15 protein-coding genes are annotated in these 19,890 nt (G+C 72.7%); 14 read left to right on the top strand and 1 reads right to left on the bottom strand.

Translation table 11 applies throughout. The annotated features are described in order from the left end of the window. Positions 1-71 precede the first annotated feature (71 nt). Positions 72-389 carry a hypothetical protein gene (locus ACZ6W9_RS28120; protein WP_362930064.1) on the top strand — a complete coding sequence of 106 codons (318 nt, stop codon included), beginning with the start codon at positions 72-74 and terminating at the stop codon, positions 387-389. Between the two features lie 164 nt (positions 390-553). On the opposite strand, the gene ACZ6W9_RS28115 is transcribed toward ACZ6W9_RS28120, so the two are convergent. Next, the gene (locus ACZ6W9_RS28115; RefSeq protein WP_362930062.1) at positions 554-1,369 is read right to left on the bottom strand and encodes a TrmH family RNA methyltransferase; all 816 of its coding nucleotides are present in this window, start codon (positions 1,367-1,369) and stop codon (positions 554-556) included. A 62-nt stretch (positions 1,370-1,431) separates the two neighbouring features. On the opposite strand from ACZ6W9_RS28115, the gene ACZ6W9_RS28110 reads away from it, so the two are divergent. The 13 genes from ACZ6W9_RS28110 to ACZ6W9_RS28050 all read left to right on the top strand — a co-directional run bounded on the left by ACZ6W9_RS28110 (position 1,432) and on the right by ACZ6W9_RS28050 (position 19,841). Beyond that, on the top strand, positions 1,432-2,130 hold the full coding sequence (locus tag ACZ6W9_RS28110) for a cation efflux transmembrane domain-containing protein (protein ID WP_389966330.1): 699 nt from the start codon (positions 1,432-1,434) through the stop codon (positions 2,128-2,130). 196 nt (positions 2,131-2,326) lie between these two features. After that, a complete protein-coding gene (locus ACZ6W9_RS28105; RefSeq protein ID WP_389966333.1) occupies positions 2,327-4,105 on the top strand; it encodes a substrate-binding domain-containing protein in 1,779 nt (592 codons plus the stop codon). Positions 4,106-4,427: 322 nt separating this feature from the next. After that, on the top strand, positions 4,428-6,194 hold the full coding sequence (locus tag ACZ6W9_RS28100; RefSeq protein WP_470120549.1) for a sigma-70 family RNA polymerase sigma factor: 1,767 nt from the start codon (positions 4,428-4,430) through the stop codon (positions 6,192-6,194). A 230-nt stretch (positions 6,195-6,424) separates the two neighbouring features. After that, entirely contained in the window at positions 6,425-6,736 is a 312-nt protein-coding gene (locus ACZ6W9_RS28095; protein ID WP_389966336.1) for a hypothetical protein, read from the top strand. Positions 6,737-6,747: 11 nt separating this feature from the next. Beyond that, positions 6,748-7,941, top strand: coding sequence for a GNAT family N-acetyltransferase (locus tag ACZ6W9_RS28090; protein WP_470120427.1), 1,194 nt, complete (start codon positions 6,748-6,750; stop codon positions 7,939-7,941). 180 nt (positions 7,942-8,121) lie between these two features. Then, positions 8,122-8,952 (top strand): glycosyltransferase family 2 protein, encoded by an 831-nt coding sequence (locus ACZ6W9_RS28085; RefSeq protein ID WP_362930052.1) that lies wholly within the window; start codon positions 8,122-8,124, stop codon positions 8,950-8,952. A 2-nt stretch (positions 8,953-8,954) separates the two neighbouring features. Next, positions 8,955-9,896, top strand: a complete 942-nt coding sequence (locus ACZ6W9_RS28080; RefSeq protein WP_389966343.1) for a glycosyltransferase family 2 protein — start codon at positions 8,955-8,957, stop codon at positions 9,894-9,896. Beyond that, positions 9,893-10,717, top strand: coding sequence for a polysaccharide deacetylase family protein (locus ACZ6W9_RS28075; RefSeq protein ID WP_389966346.1), 825 nt, complete (start codon positions 9,893-9,895; stop codon positions 10,715-10,717). The genes ACZ6W9_RS28080 and ACZ6W9_RS28075 overlap by 4 nt, the downstream gene beginning before the upstream one ends. After that, positions 10,710-12,857: a lipopolysaccharide biosynthesis protein gene (locus tag ACZ6W9_RS28070; protein WP_389966349.1), complete on the top strand. Its 2,148-nt coding sequence runs from the start codon at positions 10,710-10,712 to the stop codon at positions 12,855-12,857. The genes ACZ6W9_RS28075 and ACZ6W9_RS28070 overlap by 8 nt, the downstream gene beginning before the upstream one ends. Positions 12,858-12,929: 72 nt before the next feature. Continuing rightward, positions 12,930-13,838 (top strand): glycosyltransferase family 2 protein, encoded by a 909-nt coding sequence (locus tag ACZ6W9_RS28065; protein ID WP_389966352.1) that lies wholly within the window; start codon positions 12,930-12,932, stop codon positions 13,836-13,838. A 283-nt stretch (positions 13,839-14,121) separates the two neighbouring features. Further along, on the top strand, positions 14,122-15,246 hold the full coding sequence (locus ACZ6W9_RS28060) for a glycoside hydrolase family 26 protein (RefSeq protein WP_470120424.1): 1,125 nt from the start codon (positions 14,122-14,124) through the stop codon (positions 15,244-15,246). Between the two features lie 237 nt (positions 15,247-15,483). Continuing rightward, a complete protein-coding gene (locus ACZ6W9_RS28055) occupies positions 15,484-19,419 on the top strand; it encodes a glycosyltransferase (RefSeq protein WP_470120422.1) in 3,936 nt (1,311 codons plus the stop codon). Continuing rightward, positions 19,416-19,841 (top strand): hypothetical protein, encoded by a 426-nt coding sequence (locus tag ACZ6W9_RS28050; RefSeq protein WP_389966361.1) that lies wholly within the window; start codon positions 19,416-19,418, stop codon positions 19,839-19,841. The genes ACZ6W9_RS28055 and ACZ6W9_RS28050 overlap by 4 nt, the downstream gene beginning before the upstream one ends. Positions 19,842-19,890: the final 49 nt, after the last annotated feature.

Here is a 19,890-nt window from a genome sequence, read left to right as displayed (position 1 = left end):
GTCCGGCAGTGTTGTCCCCCAGGGAAACCCCGAGGACGAATCCTGTCCTCGCCTTCACCCGGAGGGTCACCATGAGGACGAAGATCACCGCCCCTGCCGTCGCCGCGGGGGCGGGGCTGCTCGCGGGCACGCTGTTCGCCACGCCGGCGGGAGCGACCGTGACACCGGTGGCGGCGCCGCAGGCTGCCTCGCAGAGCATCGCGGCCACCACGCAGACCGCCGGCCTGCAGTACCGCCCCTGCCCCCGCCATCGCGGCTGCCACCGCGGCTGGCACCGCTGGCACAGGTGGAACAACTGGGATCGCTGGGACAGGTGGGACCGCTGGGACAACGGCGGACGGTGGAACAACTGGAGCAACTGGAACAGCTGGAACGACTGGGGCTGGTGACCGGGGTGACCGGTTCGTCCGTACGGTGGCCCGCCGGACCACCTGCGGACGAACCCCGGACGAGCGGGGCGCCGCGGGCCCGGAACAGGCTGTCCTTGATCGTGGCGAGACGGGCCCCGGGTGAGCGGGGCGCCGCGGAGGGACCCGCCGCGCCGGCCCGGAACTCACCGCCCGCGCATCAGGCCGTGACAGGCGATGGCCGCCGCGGCGACCACGTTGAGGGAGTCGACGCCGAGGTCCATCGCCTGCGGGCTCATCGGGATGCAGACCGGCTCGTCGGCCTCGCGCAGCCAGCGCGAGGAGAGCCCGTCGCCCTCCGAGCCCAGCAGGAGCGCCACCCGCCCGGTCATGGCGGCCCGGTCCAGGGGCGTGGCCGACTGGTCGGGGGTCAGCGCCAGGGTGCGGAACCCGGCCGCGCGCAGCTCCGCCAGCCCGCCGTACCAGTCGGTCATGCGCGCGTACGGCACCGCGAAGACCGCCCCCATCGAGACCTTCACCGACCTGCGGTAGAGCGGGTCGGCGCAGCGGGGTGACAGGATCACCGCCTCGACGCCGAGGGCGGCGGCGCACCGGAAGATCGCGCCGACGTTGCCGTGGTCGACGAGGTCCTCCAGGACCACGACCCGCCGGGGCCCCTCCGGGGACGTGCCGCCCAGGAGCCCGGCCACGGAGGGCAGCGCCCTGCGTTCCATGGCCGCCAGCGCGCCCCGGTGCACCGGGAAGCCGGTGACCTCCTCCATGACGGCGTCGTCCACCACGTGGACCCGATCGCCGAGACCCTCCAGCACGTCGGAGAGGGAGGCGACCCAACGGCGGGTCAGCAGTACCGAGCGCACCGGGTAGCCCGCGGCCACGGCCCGGCGGATCACCTTCTCCCCCTCGGCGATGAAGAGCCCGTGCCGGGCCTCCAGGCTCTTGCGCAGCTCGACGTCGCGCAGGTTGGCGTAGTCGGCCAGTCGGGGATCGGAGGCGTCAATCACCTTGGCATACTGCCACGACCACCCCGCGCCGCTTTCCGGCGAAGCCTCGCGTACGCGCCTCCGTGACGCTCCGTGACCTGTATGTTGCTGGGAGCTTCGTCGGGGAGATCGGGGGCGTCGTGGCCGACCGGGTCGTGCTGTCACAGCCGGTGGTGGGGGACGGGTGGCTGCGCGACGCCCGCCGGGCCCGGATCCTGTCGCTGGCGACCCTGGCGTGGCTGGGCGTCGAGAGTGTGCTCGGGCTGGCCGCCGGGCTGGGCGCCCACTCGCTGGCGCTGATCGGCTGGGGGGTGTCGTCGCTGGTGGAGGCGGCGGCCAGTCTCATCGTCGTCTGGCGGTTCACCGGGTCGCGCACCCGCTCGGCCGACGCCGAGGTCAAGGCGGGCAGGGCGGTGGCGGTCAGCTTCTGGGTGCTCGCCCCCTATCTGGTGCTCCATGTGGCGCACGACCTGGACGCGGGGCACCGGGCCGAGCCCAGCCTCCTGGGCGTGGTGGTGACGTCGGTCAGCCTGGCGAGCATGCCGCTGCTCGGGCTGGCCAAGCGGCGGCTCGGCGCGCGGCTGGGCTCGGCCGCCACCTCGGGTGAGGGCACCCAGAACCTGCTGTGCGCGGTGCTGGCCGCCGGGGTGCTCGCGGGGCTGGCGCTGAACGAGACGGCCGGCTGGTGGTGGGCCGATCCCGCCGTGGCGACGCTGCTGGCGGCGGTCGCCGTGCGCGAGGGCCGGCGGGCCTGGCGCGGGCACGCCTGCTGCCACCACTGAGGATCCGCGGGAACCGCAAAGGTCTCGTCCCGGCACACGCGGCGTTCTCCGTACCACGACTGGTGTTTCACCGCACCTGTCATTCCCAGTACAGTTCCGTGCACATTGCGGGACATCTACCTATAAGGTGACCCGCCACGGCGCGTTCCGTGGAGCGTGCGCCGGCTCCAGACTTCGAACCCCTTGAGAAGGCATCGTGGGCGGACGCCACCGGACGGATGAGCTCGACGAGGGCCACCCCTCCCCCTCCTCACCGCCGGCCAGGCAGCGCCGTACCCGGCCCGGAATGGTGCTCGCCCCGCTGGCCGGCGCGGTCGCACTGGCCGTGCTGCTGGGCGTCGCCGCCTTCGTGGTCGTCAACCGGGACCGGGGATGCGCCGGGGGGCAGGTCGCGGTGCGCGTCGCCGCCTCACCGGACATCGCGCCGGCCGTGTCCCGGATCGCCGAACGCTTCACCAGGGCCCGGCACGACGTCGGCGGCCGCTGCGTCAGGGTCGCGGTGACGAAGGAGGCCCCGGCGGCCGTGGCCTCCGCGCTGGAGGACGGCGCCGGCACGCCGGGCGCGATGGACGTGTGGATCCCCGACTCGTCGCTGTGGGTGGCCGGCCTGCGGGAGAGGAACCCCGGCGTCCCGGCCCCCGGCGCGTCGCTCGCCCGCTCCCCCGTCGTCCTGGCGGCGTCCGAGGCCGTGGTGGGCGACCTGCGGAAGAACCTCGGCGAGGTGAGCTGGCGCGGTGTGGTCGACGCCGCGAACGTCGCCAACGTCGAGGGGCCGGGCCGCAAGGTGCGGGTGCTCGCGCTCGACCCCGTGGCCAACGCGGCCGGGCTGGGCGCGCTGCTGGCCGCCTCCGGAGCGGCCGCTGCCGCCGGGACGAGCCAGGAGCAGCTCGCCGGCGCGCTGAAGACGCTGTCCGGCTCCGCGGTCCGCGACCCGGAGGCGCTGCTGTCGAGCCTCGGCGTGAAGGGCAGCCGCGCCCCCGTGGGCGTCGCCTCCGAGCAGGGCGTGTGGGCGTTCGGCGCCGCGGAGAAACCCGAGGTCCCGGTCGTGCCGCTCTACCCGGCCGAGGGGACCCTCGACCTGGACTACCCGCTGGTGGTCACCGGCGCCGACCCGGCCGTACGGCGGGCGGCGGCGGCCTTCGCCGCCGAGTTCGGCACCGAGGCCGCCCGCGAGGAGCTGCGCCGCCAGGGCTTCCGCACCCCGGACGGTACGGCCGGCGCGGCGCTCTCCCCCGGCGGCGGCTTCCAGGCCGAGGCGCCCCGGCGGCTGAAGACGCCCGGCCCCGCGGAGATCACGCGGATGACGCGGTCGTGGTCGCGGCTGAACCTCGGCACGCGGCTGCTGGCGCTGGTGGACGTCTCCGGCACGATGGCCCTGCCGGTCCCCGGAACCGGACGCGACCGGATGGAGGTGATCTCCAAGATCGCCATCGAGGGCATGCGGCTGTTCCCGCCCAAGAGTGAGATCGGCGTCTGGGAGTTCTCCACCGACCTCGACGGCCCCGGGGTGGACTTCCGGAAGACGGTCCCGGTCGGCCCGCTGGCCGAGCGCGTCGACGGCGTGCTCCGCAAGGACCTGCTGGCCCGGAAGTTCGCGGCGATCCGGGCCGTGCCCACCGGCGACACCGGGCTGAACGACACGCTCCGGGCCGCTTACGCGCAGATGACCGAGGAGTACCGGGATGACAAGATCAACACGGTTCTGGTCCTGACCGACGGCGCGGGCAACGACGACCCCGGCGGCGGCCTGTCCGACTCGGAGATCCTGAAGTACCTGCGCGACGCCTACGACCCGGACAGGCCGGTCAGCATCCTGCTCATCGCCTTCGGGCCGGATGCCGCCAAGGGCAAGGTCCGGATGGACGCGCTGGCCGAGGCGACCGGCGGCGAGGCGTTCATCGCCAAGGACATCCTCCAGGTCCGCACGTTCTTCCTGGAGGGAATGCGGCGCCGCACCTGCCTGCCGGACTGCTGAGTCCCCGCCGTTCTCCGCCGTTCCCCGCGGGGGCGGCCCGGCGCGTCCCCTCCGGCGGCGCCCGTCCCGGCGTCCGTCTCCGGTCGCGAACGGCCCCGCGGCGAGCGTCACGAGGCTGTTCACAACAGCCCCATGAATCACAGTTTCCCCAGTTCATACCGTATGCGCATGGCATGGGGCTTTCAGGACAACCTGCCGCCCAGGGGTGGCGTCTCCTACGCGTGTGGGGTCTCGGGCATGGCCCGTGAACGAGCCCGTCCCGCGGGGAGGAACGCACGTGCCCGGATGGCCGGCCACAGGCCGAACCGATGATCGACGATTGGTGGAGGAGCTCCGGCGTGCCGGCGCGGCGGCGCCGGCGACCCTCTACGACTCCTATGCCGACCGTCTCCATGACTACGCCCACTCACTGCTGGGCGACCGTGACGGCGCGGCCGGCGACGCGGCCGACGCCGTGCACGACGCCCTGGTCACCGCCCGGGAGCGGGTGGACCTGCTGCGCGACCCGGGACGGCTGCGCCCGTGGCTGTACGCGCTGACCCGGGTGGAGTCCGCCGGGCGGTCCCGGAACCCGCGGGAGCCGGCCCGCACAGCGGTCCTGGAGGTCATGGACCCCGAAGACCTCCCCGACGACCCCGGTGAGCGGGAGCTGGCCCTCCTGGTGCACGAGACCCTGGCCGAGCTTGACGGGCAGGAGCGTGAGGTCCTGCTGCTGTCTGCCCGGCACGGCCTCGACGCCGCGGAGGCCGGCGCCGTGCTGGGCCTGGGCTCCCGGCAGGTCGCGGCCCGGCTCGCCCGCGCCCGCGACCACCTGGAGAACACCGCCGCCGCGGTGGTGCTGGCCAAGGTCGGCCGGGCGCACTGCCCGGACCTGTCGGCCATGGTGGACTCGCTGGAGGGCCCGCTGCCGGCCATGCTGCGCAGGCGTCTGTCGAGCCACATCGCCCGCTGCGAGGTCTGCGTGGAGCGGCGAGGCCGGCACGTGCCGGCCGAACGGCTGCTCGACCTGGTGCCGGCGGCCTTCGCGCCGCTGTCCCTGCGCCGCCGGGTCATCGCGACCTGTGTGGATCCGGAGCTGCGTGACGCCCGTGCCGCCGTCGCCGGGCCGGTCGGCCGCTTCGACCGGTCCGGGTTCCCGGTGGTCGCCGGGGGGCGCGGGGGGCGGCGCCGTACGGCGGGGGCGCGGCGCGCGAGGACGGACCGGGGGCGCGAGGCCGCGGGCCGGACGGGCGGAGACACGGGCCGGACGGGCGGGAGCGCGGGCCCGGCCGGTGGAGGCGTGGGCCGAGCCGGTGGAGGCGCGGGCCGGGCGGGCGGGAGTGCCCGGCGTGCCCCGCGGGGGGCGAAGCCGGCGGTCGTGGCGGCGGCCTGCGTGCTGGCGGCGACCGGGGTGATGGTGGCCGTCACCGGAGGCGGTTTCGCCGGAGGTCCGGCACGGGGCGCCGCGCCCGCCGGGGAGCCCGCCGTGATCTCCCTGGGCCCCGGGCCGGAGGCGGACCCCTCCGAGCCCGTGCCCGGCGACCCGGCGGACGCCGGGGAGACCGCGCCGGAGGACCCGGAGCCGACCGGGGACGAGGAGGACGGGTCCGAATCCAGGACGTCCGCCCCGGCCGTCCCCACCCCCTCGCGCGCCGCGGGCCCTGCCCGGCCCGCTCCGCCGCGGCCCGCTCCCCGGCGCAGCCCCTCCCGCCGGGCCACCGCGACTCCGACGACACCGGCGGCCGGGCGGCCGGCCGTCTCGTGTCCCGCGAACCTCGGCAGGGGTGCGGGGCAGGTCAGCCTGACGGCGAGCGGCGGCGCGCTGTCGTGGTCGGCGTCCGCCTCGGGCGGGCTGGACGTCAGCCCCGCCTCGGGACGACTGACGGCCGGCAGGAAAGCGGTGATATGGGTCACTGCCGCCGACCCGAGCGAGAGCGGCTCCGGGCGGGTCTCGATCAGAGCCGCAGGCCGTGTCCTCGGCTGTGCCCTTTCTTGGGAAGCACCTGGTCAGGAGGAGGAAGACCCGCCGGGCGACCCGCTGCCCGTCCCCTCGTCCGACCCTTCCTCCGCCACCTCCGCGGAGGTCCCGAGCGCTCCGGAGGCGACCTGAGTCACTGACCTTCGGCCGACCGAATTCGGCATTTCTTTTTACGATCCTGTAAACCGGGCACCTCTGCCAGGCGTCGGCATTGACGTGCAGTGGAGTGGTTGGTCACATGAGACTGCGATCAACCGTGTGAAGACGAGTGCTGAAACGAGATCGGATCGGGGAGTCAGGAGATGCCGGGTCACCGCGTGGTGCTCAGGTGGATCCTGGCGGTGGCCTGCGCCGGGGGCGCCGTGATCGCGCTGGTGGGGATCGACACCCCGCTGCGGCCGGCTTTGACGGGTCTGTTCGTTTTGCTTACCCCCGGGGTCGCCGTGGTAGGACTGTTGCGGGATCGTGACTCTCTTACGGCAATATCGACAGGGGTAGCGGCAAGTCTGGTCATGAACGTTTCCCTTGCCACCTCGATGCTGATCCTTGACGCATGGTCGCCTCGCGCCGGAGTGGCGACGATCGCGGTGCTCAGCGGCTTCATCTACGTACTACGCCTGCTGCAGCCGAAGAACGCACGCTTGCGGACCGAACAGGGGGCCGGGTCGAAGTGAAGATCACCGTCGTGAGTCCGAGGGATCTCGGGGAGTCCGAGGCGTCACGGTGGCGCGAGCTCCAGAAGGCCTCCCCCAGCCTCGACAACCCCTTCCTGTCGGTGGAGTTCACCCGGGCCATGGGACGGCTGCGCAACTACGTGCGGGTCGCCGTGATCGAGGACGACGGCGTCATCGCCGGGTTCTTCCCCTACGAGCGGCACGGCCTGGGCGTCGGCAGGCCGCTGGGCGGCTTCCTGACCACCTGCCACGGGCTGATCTCCGTACCGGACCTGCGGCTCGACTCCCGCGAACTGCTGCGCGGCTGCGGGATCTCCGCCCTCGAGTTCGAGTACCTGGTCCCGGGCCAGCCGACGTTCGCCCCGTACGAGACGGACGTGCGGCCGGCGCCGCTCATGGACCTCCGCGGCGGCTTCGACGCCTACGTCGAGCAGGTGCGCGCCCAGTCCTCCAAGAACTACAAGACGGTCCGCTACAAGGAGCGCAAGCTCGGCCGCGAGCAGGGTGAGATCCGCTTCGAGTACGACTCCGCCGACCCCGCGACGCTGCGCACGCTGCTCGGCTGGAAGTCCGACCAGTACCGGCGGACCGGCCGCGTGGACCGTTTCTCCCAGCCGTGGATCGTCCGGCTCGTCGAGGAGCTGCACGACGGGCCGTCCGCCGACTTCGCGGGCGTCCTGACCATGCTCTACGCCGGTGACACGCCCGTCGCCGGGCACTTCGGCCTCCGTACGGAGACCACCCTCGTCGGGTGGTTCCCCGCCTACGACCCCGAGTACGCGCGGTACTCGCCCGGGATCATGCACCACCTGCACATGGCCGAGCACGCCGCCGCGGCGGGTCTCGCGCAGGTGGACATGGGCAAGGGCGGGCGCGAGTACAAGGACTGGCTCAAGACCGGTTCCGTCATGGTCGCCGAGGCGCGCGTCTCGCGGCCGTCCCCCGTCGCGGCCGCCCAGTGGCTGCGACGGGTGCCCGTCAACCGGCTTCGCGCCGTCGTGGTGGAGAACCCCACGCTGTTCCGCGCGGCCGACCGTGTGCTCAAGGGCTACGGCCGGGCACGGTCGAGCCTCCAGTCGCGCACCACCCCGCGGGAGAACGGCCTCGCGCCGCGGCCCGCCGCGGGGGAACCGCGAGCCGCCGTCCCGGAACGGTCCGCCGTCCCGGAGCGGCCCGCCGCTCAGGAGTCGTCGCGGGCGCGCTGACACCCTCAGCCCCTTCAGCCCCCCTCGACGGCCCCCGGCCCCCTCTTCCCCTCCAGTCCCTGTCCCTGTCCCCGACGTCCCCGATCGTCCCCAACGCAAGCTCCCTCTACCGAAGTCACGCCGTTCTCATTTCCCGAGTGAGGGCGAGCGGGCGGAAGGACCAAAGGAACATCCGTCATCATGAATCCTGACACCGTCAGACAGAACACCAAGCAGCTCGGCGTGCTGCGCTCGGTGCCGCCCATCGAGCGCTTCACTCCCATCACCCCGCACATGGCCGTCTCCCCGACCGTCAGCGTCGTCGTGCCCGCTATGAACGAGGCGGAGAACCTCCCGCACGTCTTCGCCACGCTGCCGCAGTGGATCGACGAGATCGTCCTCGTGGACGGCAACTCGGTGGACGACACCGTGGCCGTGGCCCGGCGGCTGCGTCCCAACGTGAAGGTCGTCACCCAGCGCGGCAAGGGCAAGGGCGACGCGCTCTCGGCGGGCTTCGCCGCGTGCACGGGCGACATCATCGTGATGATCGACGCCGACGGCTCCACCGACGGCCACGAGATCATCCAGTTCGTGGGCGCCCTGGTCACCGGCGCCGACTTCGTCAAGGGGTCGCGCTACGCCGCGGGCGGCGGCAGCGACGACCTGACCTTCAGCCGCCGGGCCGGCAACACGGTCCTGACCACGCTGGTGAACTGGTTCTACGGCACCCGCTACACCGACCTCTGCTACGGCTACAACGCCTTCTGGGCCCGGCACCTGCCGGCCCTCGACCTCGACTGCGAGGGTTTCGAAGTCGAGACGCTGATGAACATCCGCGCCGCCAAGGCCGGGCTGCGCATCCAGGAGGTGCCCAGCCACGAGCGGTGCCGGATCCACGGCGAGAGCAACCTGCACGTCGTCCGCGACGGCCTGCGCGTGCTGCGCACCATCCTGCGCGAGCGCCGCCGGCGTCCCGCCGCGGCGCTGCCGGAGCCCACTGCCACCCCCGCGGCGGATCAGGGCGCGGCATAGCCATGAAGATCAGTGTCGTCATCTGCGTCTACACCGAGGACCGCTGGGAGGACATCCGGGCGGCCGTCCGGTCCGTGCTGGACCAGCGACGCACGCCGTACGAGGTCATCCTCGTGGTCGACCACAACCCGGACCTGCACCTGAGACTCAAGCAGGAGTATCCGGACGTGGTCGTGGTGGAGAACACGCACCAGAAGGGCCTGTCCGGTGGCAAGAACACCGGCGCGGAGATCGCCACCGGCGATGTCGTGGCCTATCTGGACGACGACGCGGTGGCCGAGCCTGGCTGGCTGGAGGCTTTGGAGGAGGGCTTCCAGACCCCGTCCGTCGTGGGGGTGGGCGGGCTGACCAGGCCGTTGTGGGCCACGGGGCGCCGCCCTCGCTGGTTCCCCGAGGAGTTCGACTGGACCGTGGGCTGCACCTACCGGGGCATGCCCACGGTCCGGGCTCCGATCCGCAACGTCATGGGCGGCAACGCCGCCTTCCGCCGCGAGGTCGTCGGCGAGGTCGGCGGCTTCCACACCGGGATCGGCCGCAGCGTGCAGGGGCGTAAGAGCCGCCCGCTGGGCTGCGAGGAGACCGAGTTCTGCATCCGCCTGTCCCAGCGGCGCCCCGGGTCGGTGATGCTGTTCGAGCCGGGAGCGGTGATCGGCCACAAGGTCCCCGCGCCCCGGATGGGCTTCGCCTACTTCCGGTCGCGCTGCTACGCCGAGGGCCTGTCCAAGGCCCTGGTCGCCTCCAGCGTCGGCGCCCAGGACGGCCTGTCGAGCGAGCGGAGCTACGCCACGAGGACGCTGCCCCTGGGGGTGCTGCGCGGCGTCGGCTCGGCGCTGCGGGGCGACCTCGCCGGCCTCGGCCGGGCCGCGGCGATCATGGTCGGCCTGGCCTGGACCGCCTGGGGGTACGCGGTGGGCACCGCCCGGCTGAGGCTGGGGCGGTCATGACCGGCGTTCCGATACTGATGTACCACGCGGTGAGCGACACCCCGAACGACGCGACCCGGCCTCTGGCCGTCTCGCCGGGGCGCTTCGCCGATCAGCTCGGCCTGCTGCACGACCGGGGCTTCACCCCGATGACGCTGTCGGACCTGGTCGCGGGCGTGCACCGGACCGGGAGGCTGCCGGCCAAACCGGTGGCGATCACCTTCGACGACGGCTACGCCGACTTCCACAGCGACGCGCTGCCGATCCTCGACCGGTTCGGCTATCCCGCCACGGTCTTCGTGACCAGCGGCTGGGTCCAGGACGCCGGCCCCCACGCGGCCGGGCGCAGGCTGGCGCCGATGCTGGCGTGGAGCCAGGTCCGCGAGGCCGTCTCCTGCGGCATCGAGATCGGCGGGCACAGCCACAGTCACCCGCAGCTCGACCAGCTCCCCGACGCCGAACTCCGCAACGAGCTGCGCACCAACCGGACCCTCCTGGAGGACCAGATCGACCGCCCGGTGGCCACGATGGCCTACCCCTACGGCTACTCCAGCGCGCGGGTGCGCAGGGAGGTGCGCCGGGCCGGGTACTGGACCGCCTGTGCGGTGGCGAACGACGCCTTCGAGGAAGGCGACGAGATGCTCTCGATCCCCCGCCTGACGGTCACCGAGCGGACGTCCATGGCGAAGTTCACCAGGGCCGTCGAGGGAGAGGCGCTGCCCCTGCTCTACCTGCGGGAGCGGGCCCTCACCAAGGGTTACGCGCTGGTGCGCCGCACACGCTACGGGTGGCGCCAGGTCTCGACGCTGTACGCGCGGGGGCGGGTAACGGCAGGTGAGTGACACGAGTCTCTCCAGTGGAACGGCGGAGACCCGGGTGACGCGGGACGGGCCGCTGAAGAACCTGTGGAGCCGTCTTCCCAAGGACCTCAACGACCCCCTGCTGCGCAACGCCTACTCGCTGATCGTCAACGCGGGCGCCGCGGGCGCCCTGGGGCTCGCCTACTGGACGGTGGCCGCCCGGTTCTACTCCGAGGGCGACTACGGCCGTTCCTTCGCGCTCATCGCCGCGATGCGCCTGCTCGCGGCGATGACCGCGTTCGGGTTCGTCGGCGCGCTGACCCGCTTCCTGCCCGAGGGCGGGCGGGCGACCGGGCGGCTCGTCGGCGCCGCGTACCTCGTGGGCGGTGGCGCGGCGGCCCTGGCCACCGGCTTCTTCCTGGCCACGCTCGACCTCTGGGGGCCCAACTACGGGAGCCTGCACGGGATCGGCACGGCCGGGTGGTTCCTGTTATCGGTCGTCCTGTGGTCGGTCTTCACCCTCCAGGACGTGGTGCTCACCGCCCTGGGCAAGGCCACCTGGGTGCCGCTGATCGGGGTGGGCGTCGGAATCGCCAAGATCGTCCTGGTGGCGGTGCTGGCCCCGGTCTTCCCCGGCACCGGGATCTTCCTCGCCTGGACGATCCCGGTGGCGATCACCGTCGTGCCGATCAGCATCGCGATCTTCGGCAGGCTGTCGCCGATGGCCGCCGCCAGGGGCGCCCACCGCGCCCCGCCCCGCCCGCGCCGCATCGGCCGCTTCCTCGCCGGGGACTTCCCCGGCACGCTGCTCATCCTCATCAGCGTCTACCTCGTGCCGGCGATCGTGTCGGGCGGCGTCGACGCGAAGGTCGCCGGATACTACGGCGCGGCCGTCACGCTCGTCGGCGTCTTCGACATGCTCGCCCTCAACATGGCCATCTCGCTGACCATCGAGGGCTCCGGCGACCCCTCGCTGCTGGCCGGCAAGTGCCGCCTCGCGCTGCGGCGGACCCTGATGCTGCTGGTCCCGGTGGTCACCGTGGCCGCGCTGAGCGCGCCGCTCGTGCTGCGCCTGGGCTGGGGTCCCGCCTACGCCGATCACGGGGCGGCGGTGCTGCGGCTGCTGGCCCTCGCGTGCCTGCCGCACGCGGTGATCGAGATCTATCTCGGTGTGCTCCGCGCGCGCAGCCGGGTACGGACGCTCCTGATGCTCCAGGCGCTCCTGTGCGTGCTGGTCGTGAGCCTGTCGTTCGTCTTCTTCCGGCTCTACGGCATCACCGGCGTGGGCATCGGCGCGCTGACCGCCCAGCTGGTCGTGGTGGCCGTCGTCACGCCCGGCCTGGTCTCCGTGCTGCGCGCGGCGCCGCAGGCCCCGGCCGCGGAGGCCGATCTCTCGCCGGACGAGACCCCGACCCTGGTGATGATGATCGTGGACGCCCAGCCCACCGTGGCGACCGTGGCGTCGTCGGCGGCGCACGGCCCGGACCGGGCCGCGGGGCGGGAGGCCGCACCCGTACGGCCCCGCGTGCCCCTGGCGGTGCGGGCCAGAGCCTGGCTGCCGCCGCTGATCACCGCCGAGGGACTGGCGGTGGTCGCGCTCGCCGCCGTGTCCGGCGGCGCCCCGTCGTTCCCGTCCACCGCCGCGGCCGTCGCCGGCGCCGGGCTGCTGATCGTGGCCTTCGCCGCCGAGCTGCTGATGAACCGCCGCCGCCCGGTACTGTGGACGCAGCTCGTCGCCGTCGCGGTGTGCCTGAACGCCACCGCGGCGCAGGCCGGTCCGGCCGCGGAGCTCGCCGGCCGGGTGCTGCGGATCATGACCACCGGCGAGGCCCCGGGCGGCGACCTGCTGCTGGCGCTGCCGGCCTTCCTGGCGCGTGCCATGGGCCTGACCGACCCGACCTGGCTGCTGGCGTGGGCGCCGGCCGCCTTCGCGGTGGCCGCGCTGGCTCCGGCGGCGCTGGCCGTACGGACGCTCCGTGCCGGTGAGCGGCTGCGCTGGCCCGCGGTGATGCTGGTGACGATCGTCTTCCGGCTCGTCTCGACGGGGTCCCCGCAGGTGGCCCTGGCCGTCCTGCTCGGCCTGTGCGCCGCCGCGCTGGCGCTGACACCGGCGCGCAGGACACGGCGCGGACCCGAGCCGGCCGTCTCCTCGACGGACGAGCCTCTGAGAACGGCGGCCTGAACCACCTAGACTGCCGCCACGGCGCTCGACCTGCGTCTCCCCACAGCTCAAGCTCCATTGAAAGGACCCATCGTGAACGACTGGCCGGCGGTCACCGCAGTCATTCCCACCCGCAACCGCCCCGACTTGCTCCGTGAGACGATCGACTCGATCCTCGGCCAGGACTACCCGGGCGACGTGACGTGCGTCGCCGTCTTCGACCAGAGCGACACGGACGAGTCGTTCGCGTCCGACGCCCCGGGACGCCGCGTGCTGGTCACCCCGAACAAGCGGCAGCCGGGGATCGCGGGGGCCCGCAACACCGGCAGCCTCATGGCCGACAGCGAGCTGGTCGCCTTCTGCGACGACACCGACCTGTGGCTGCCGCACAAACTCCGCGCCCAGGTGGCCGCGCTCGGCGACGGGCACTTCGTGACCTGCGGGGTGGAGATGTTCAACGACACCTCCTCCTATCCCAGGTCGATCCCCATGACCTCGGTGACCCTGCGCGACCTGCTGAACAAGCAGCTCCCCGCGATGCACCCCTCGACCTACCTGATGCGGCGCGAGGCGCTGGTGGACGGTTTCGGGCTGGTCAGCGAGGAGCTGCCCGGCGGCTACGGGGAGGACTACGAGCTGCAGCTCCGGGCCGCCAAGCTGGGGCCGATCACCAACCTCCCCGAGATCGGGGTGCGGCTGCGGATGCACAACTCCTCCTACTTCTCCTTCGTCGACATCAGCGCGACCGTCTCCGAGGCGCTGCGCTGGATACTGGACCAGTACCCGGAGTTCGCCGGGGCGGGCGGCTACGCGCAGCTCAGCGGGAAGATCGCCTTCGCCGAGGCGTCCATGGGCCACTCCTCGCAGGCGCTGCGCTGGATCGGCCGCACCGTGCGCAAGCGCCCCTGGGAGCCGCGCGCCTACCTCGCGCTGGCCGTGATCGCCGGGGTTCCCGCCGATGCGATCGTGAGCCGGCTGCTGCGGATCGGCCGCGGCATCTGACGGACGCCAGACCCCGCCGCGGCGGGATTCGCGTCCACGGGGGACCGGAGAAAGCGGCGTCCGGCGGAAACCGATGGAATCCGTGAGTCCACAGATTCACAGGAAACCGTAAGAAACGGCAGAAGCGGCGACCACCTGCGGTTAAGCGCGTCTCCTTATGCTCGCCATAACAGCGGACGGGCATGATCTCATATAAAAATCAATTAAAATTCGAACGACCTGAGAAGACGCGCTCTATGTTGATCGTCACCGTTCTCTCGGCCTCACCCACTCGGACGGACTCATGAGCCAGCCTGGAAACAGAAGGCACGCCAGACCCGCGGGGAAATCCCCGGTCTCACGGTGGCTGCTCGTCGCCCTGGCCGGCGTTCTCGTGGCCGCGGCGGGCGTCTACGCACTCGTCTCCAGAGGCGGCGGCGATCGCGAGGCGGCCGCGCCCCCTCCCCCGACGATCCCCGGAGAGAGCGCCTCTCCCACCTCCTGCGCTCCCACCGACAAGCTCGTGCCGCCCTGCGGGGCCTGGTGGGGCATGCACGTGCCGGTGACCAGTGACGCCCAGCTCGTCTCCGGCGTGGAGGCCGTCGAGAAGCAGATCGGCCGCAAGCTGGACATCACTATCAGCTACCACGACATGTCCGACAGCCCGTCCGGGCGGTTCTTCCGGGACGGCGAGGTCGCGCTGAGCTCCGACCGTCTCACCCTCCTCGGCTGGGAGTCGTCGATCTGGAGCGACAACCTCGACATCCCCTGGAAGGAGATCGCGGCCGGATACTACGACCAGGCCATCATCGACCAGGCCGCCCGGGTCAGGGCGTACGGCAAGCCCGTGCTGGTCGGCTTCGACGGCGAGAAGGACCGTGACGAGACCGGCCAGGACCCGAAGGACTACATCGCGGCCTACAAGCACATCGTCGACGGCTTCCGCCAGGAGGGCGCGGACAACGCCGTCTGGGTCTGGGGCGTCACCGGCTACTACCCGTTCCGCGACCGGTGGAAGTCGTACTACCCGGGCGACGACTACGTCGACTGGATCAGCTACGACCCCTACAACTTCGCCTCCTGCCGCAAGGCCCCCTGGCAGGACTTCGAGAAGACGGTGCGGCCCACCTACGACTGGTTCCAGGAGAACGGCTTCGCGGGCAAGCCGATGATGCTGGCCGAGTACGGCACCGAGAGCGACAAGAGCGACTCCTCCGCGCGTGCCGACTGGTACCGCGACATCCCGGACGTGGCGAAGACGATGCCCAACCTCAAGGCGTTCATCCAGTGGAACAACGTCGACGGCGAGTCCTGTGACTTCAGGCTGACAGGTTCCGGCGTCATGGAGGCGTTCGCCGAGGCCGGCCGGGACCCCTACTTCAAGCAGCCGGGCGCGGCGCAGGGCGGCGAGGCGCAGGCCACGGGCTGAGCGACGACGCGCCGCCGCCCGGGGACGACCCGGACGGCGGCGCTTCGGCGACGGGCGCGGGCGATGACGGCACCGCGCCGGGAAGGGACCCGGCCTCGGACGGCGGTATGCCGGGAATCTGGTGGATCCCGATGGAACACGCCAGGCGGGAGTCCCGGCAGCCAGGCACGGAGGAGAATCCGCGCGGAGTAAAGTCGGGGTCTGGCATTGGCATGACGGGGACCGGGAGAGGGCGACGTGGCGGGCAGGAAGGCCGAAGAAGTCAACGAGGAGCCGGCCACCCGAGCGTTCTCGCGACCGCCGTCCACTCCGGCCGCGCCTCCCGGAAGCCCCGGGGAGACCGAGGCGTCCGGGACGCCGGAACGTTCCCGGGGCGACGAGGAGCCCACGGACGAGGCTGAGCCCAGGGACGGCGGGAAGTCGCCGGACCGTGTGGAGTCCTCGCACGAGGACCAGTCCACGGACGGCGGGGAGTCTTCGGACGAGGCTGAACCCTCGGGCGGCGGGACCGCGTCCGGAGCGGCCTCGGGTCGCACCGTCGCGTCCGGGGAACCCCCGGACGGCGCCGTCGGCGACGAGGAGCCCTCGGGCGGCATCGCCGGCCACGAAGCGGCCTCGGACGGCGAGGATGACGAGCCCTTCTGGCCCGTGTGGCCCGTCCTGCGGACCGAGGACCGGACCGAGAGCCAGGACCGGACCGAGAGCCAGGACCGGACTGAGGACGAAACAGGGGACGAGGTCCCCGGTGGTGGCGGACCCGCCGACGAGGAGGCCCCCGGCGGGCCCGCCGACAGGGACGGGTCCGCCGAGGAGGACGCGGTCCCCGGCCGGGACGGACCCGGTGCGGAGGGCGCGACCGTCGTCGTGACCGGCGCCTCGCTCGCGGCGCTCCGCGCCGACGCCCGCGCCGACGCCCGCGACAGCGACAGCGACAGCGACAGCGACAGCGACAGCGACAGCGACAGCGAAGACCGTGGCAGAGCCCGCGACGGAGCCGGCGACCGTGACGAGGACGAGATCGAGATCCTCATCGCGGAGGAGGACACGGACACGGACGCCTCACCAGGCGGCGAGGACGAAGGCTCCTCACCCGGTGACGGGACCGGCCGGGACGGCGAGAGCGACGCGGAAGAGGAGGCGGATGACGCCTCACCCCCGGCCTCGTCCCGGACCCCGTTCGGCGACGCCTCACCCGAAGGCGGGAGCGACGAAGGCGACACACCCGGGGAGGAAGAGGGAGCCGAGGAGTTCGTCGTCCTCGCTCCCCCCGTGGAGGACGACGACGCCACCGTGAGCTGGCGCGTCCCGGCCGACCTCCTGAGCTCGCGGGCCCGCGGGTCCTCCGTACCCTCGTCCGTACCGTCCGGCGGATCGTCCGGCGCGGTGTCCGCCGGTTCGGTGCTGACGGCCGGGAGGACGGCGGTGCGGACCGCGGAGCCGTCCCTGTCGGTGGTCCTCGCCGGCGACTCCATGGACTCCCGGGCCCGGCTGACCACCACGGTCGCGGCGCTGCGCGCCCAGGACCCGGCGCCCGAGGAGATCATCCTGGTCGTCGACCGGTGTCCGGAGCTGGCCTCCTGGGCCGAGGCCGAACTCGCCGGCGTCACGGTGCTGCCGGGGCGTGAGGCGGGCGGCGCGGCCGCGGCGCGCAACCTCGGGCTGGCGAACGCCCGCGGTGACGTGATCGCTTTCCTGGACGAAGGTTCACTGCCCGAGCCCGGATGGTCGGCGTCCCTGCTGGCCGCCTACGCCGACGACGACGTGGTCGCGGTGCGCGGCCGGGTGACGCCGCGCTGGAGCGCCGGCCGTCCCGACTGGTTCCCCACCGAGCTGTCCTGGGTCCTGGGGGTGCCGTGCACCGGCGCACCCGAGGAGACCGAGGAGATCGACGACCTGTACGGCGGCGCCCTGTCGTTCCGGCGCCGGACGCTGTCCGAGGCGGGCGGCTTCCCCGAGACGCTGGACCGCCGCGCGGGCGACGCCGCCGCCGAGCCCACCGGGGGGACCGCGACCGAGCTCCGCTCCCGCCTGCGGGAGCTCGCGCCCGAGGCGAAGCTGATCCACGAGCCCTCGGCCGCCGTGCGGCTGAACGTCCCGCCGCGCCGGGCCCGCCTGTCCTACTTCCTGGCCCGGTGCTTCGCCGAGGGCCGGTCGCAGGCGGGCGTGCCGCGGCGGGCCAGCGGACGGGAGGGGGCACTGGCCCACCTGGCGCCCGTCCGGGCCGGGCTGCCCAAGGCGATCTTCCGGGCCGTCACCTTCACCGGCCCGGTGGACGTCAAGGGCTGGAAGGCCCTGCTGGTCATGCTCCTCGGCCTGGCGGCGGTCAACGCCGGCTACGTCGCCCGGCGGCTGCGGACCACGCGCACCGAGGGGACCGCCCGGCAGGTGAGCACCCTGACCTGGTTCGTCTCCCGCACGTCGCTGCCGCTGGCCAGCATCCTGTGGGGGCTGTCGCTCCGAGGCGTCCACCTCGACGGGATGACCGACCTCGGGCTGATCACGGTCATGCCGGTCACGTTCTGGCTGGCGATCGCGGTCATGGTGATCGGATTCGTCTGCCTGCTGGGCGACCGGGAGGCCCTGGAGTTATGGCACGCGGGCTACGTGCTCGTGCTGATCGCCGTGCTCCACGCGACCCCCGCCCTGCTCTACCCGTCGCTGCGCTACTCCTGGGCGTGGAAGCACGTCTCGGTCATCGACTACCTGATCAGGTACGGCGCGACCGACCACAGTGTCACGTCGCTGTCGGCCTACCACCAGTGGCCGGGGTTCTTCTCCTTCTTCGCCCTCATGACGAGGGCCGCGGGACTGGAGAACGCCCTCGGCATCGCCGTGTGGGGACCGGCCGCCTTCAACGCCGCGCTGCTCCTGCCGTTGCTGCTGCTCTGGCGAACGGTGACCCGCAACCGGCAGCTGGTGTGGGGCGCGGTGTGGATCTACTTCTCCTGCTCCTGGGTCGGGCAGGACTACTTCTCCCCCCAGGCCACCACCCTCGTCCTCTACCTGATCGTGCTCTCGGTCGTGGTCAGGCGCTTCCGGCGCGGCCCGATCCGGGCCGGCGAGGATCCCGAGGCGCTGGCCGCCGAGCCTCCGCCCGTCTCCGGCACCCGGACCCGCCTGATCTGGTCCTGCCTGCTGGTCGTCGTCGTCCTGGGCATCGCCTCCTCCCACCAGCTCACCCCGCTGGTGCTGACGGCCGCGCTCTTCTCCCTGGTCCTGCTGCGCCGCCACCGCAACCTCGGCATCCTGGCGGTCACCGCGATCGTCGTGGTGGGGTGGGACCTGCTGGCCGCCCGGCAACTCCTGGAGGAGCGTCTGGGGGACATCCTCGAGTCGCTCGGCGACGCCGGCGGCAACCTCGACGACGGCCTCATCGCCCTCGGTGACGCCTCCCCGGGTCAGGTGATCGTCGCCTACGCCGACCGCGCGCTGTCCGCCGGGCTGTGGCTGCTGGCGCTGGCCGGAGCCTACAAGCGCCGCCACCTGCTCAGGCGAGCGTGGCTGCCACTGGTCGCGATCGGGCTGAGCCCGCTGCTGTTCCTCGCCGGCGGAAGCTACGGCGGCGAGATCGTCTTCCGGGTCTACCTGTTCACGCTGCCGCTGACCGCGTTCCTGGCCGCGGCCCTCTTCCTGCCGGCCCGCCGGGAGTGGGTCCGCCTGACGGTGCTGCCGCTCGTCTTCCTGCTGATGGTCACCGGATTCTTCTTCGGCAACTACGGCAAGGAGCAGACGAACTACTTCACCCCCGAGGAGGTCGCGCTCGTCCAGGCGGTCTACAAGGTCGCACCGCCCGGCTCGCAGATCATCGCGCCCACGTTCGTCCTCCCCGGGGCCTACGACTACTACGAGCGCTACGACCGCACCTGGCTGGACGAGCTGCCGCCGTCACGCACCGCCGTGAAGGACCTGCCCGACAACGTCCCCACCCTGCCGGAGATGATCAAGAATCCGATACCGTCGCTGACCAGGCTGATGTCCTGGCTTCCGCCGGACGGCAAGGCGTATCTGATCATCAACCGGGCGCAGAAGGCCGCCACCGAGACCGCGGGCACCTTCCCCAAGGGGACGGTGGACCGGCTCGACAAGAGCGCCGCCGCGTCGAGCCGTTTCAAGCTGCTCCTGCGCACCCCCGGGGGCGTCGTCTACGAGATGATCCCGGAGAAGAGCAAGTGACCCCCTCGAACCGGCCGAGCTGGCCGATGCCGCTGCTCGCCCTCACCGGATGGCTGGCCCTGCTGGTGACGCACGTGGCCGACGTGGGCTTCCTGCGGGTCACGGTGACGATCGTCTTCATGCTCACCTGCCCGGGGACCGCCGTGCTGGCACTGGCGCGCCCGCTGTTCGGACGCCGTGACCACGCCGGGGACGCCACGGAGAGCACGGCGCTCGCCCTGGCCCTCAGCGTGGCCCTCGGGATGATCGTGAGCGAGGCGTTCTTCATGAGCGGCACGTTCACCACGGACCGGGCGATGATCGCGCTGGCCTCCGTCACCACGGTCGCCGCGCTGGGCGCGCTGCTGACCGGGCGGCTGGCACGGCGTTCCCGTCGCGGTGCCCGCCGCCGCGCCGTGGCGGCCTCCACCGACCCCTCCTGACGTAGGGCACCGCCCGGCCGCCGCCGTACGCCGGGGACCGTGCGGGTGG

This window comes from Streptosporangium sp. NPDC053982, from assembly GCF_055585205.1.
Note: the sequence above shows the minus strand (reverse complement) of the source record. Positions and strands in the feature narration are given on the sequence as shown.

What these genes read in the sequence shown, in the direction of transcription:
- ACZ6W9_RS28120 (WP_362930064.1), top strand. Translation starts at nt 72, where the DNA reads ATGAGGACGAAGATCACCGCCCCTGCCGTCGCCGCGGGGGCGGGGCTG.
- ACZ6W9_RS28085 (WP_362930052.1), top strand. Translation starts at nt 8,122, where the DNA reads ATGAATCCTGACACCGTCAGACAGAACACCAAGCAGCTCGGCGTGCTG.
- ACZ6W9_RS28080 (WP_389966343.1), top strand. Translation starts at nt 8,955, where the DNA reads ATGAAGATCAGTGTCGTCATCTGCGTCTACACCGAGGACCGCTGGGAG.
- ACZ6W9_RS28075 (WP_389966346.1), top strand. Translation starts at nt 9,893, where the DNA reads ATGACCGGCGTTCCGATACTGATGTACCACGCGGTGAGCGACACCCCG.
- ACZ6W9_RS28060 (WP_470120424.1), top strand. Translation starts at nt 14,122, where the DNA reads ATGAGCCAGCCTGGAAACAGAAGGCACGCCAGACCCGCGGGGAAATCC.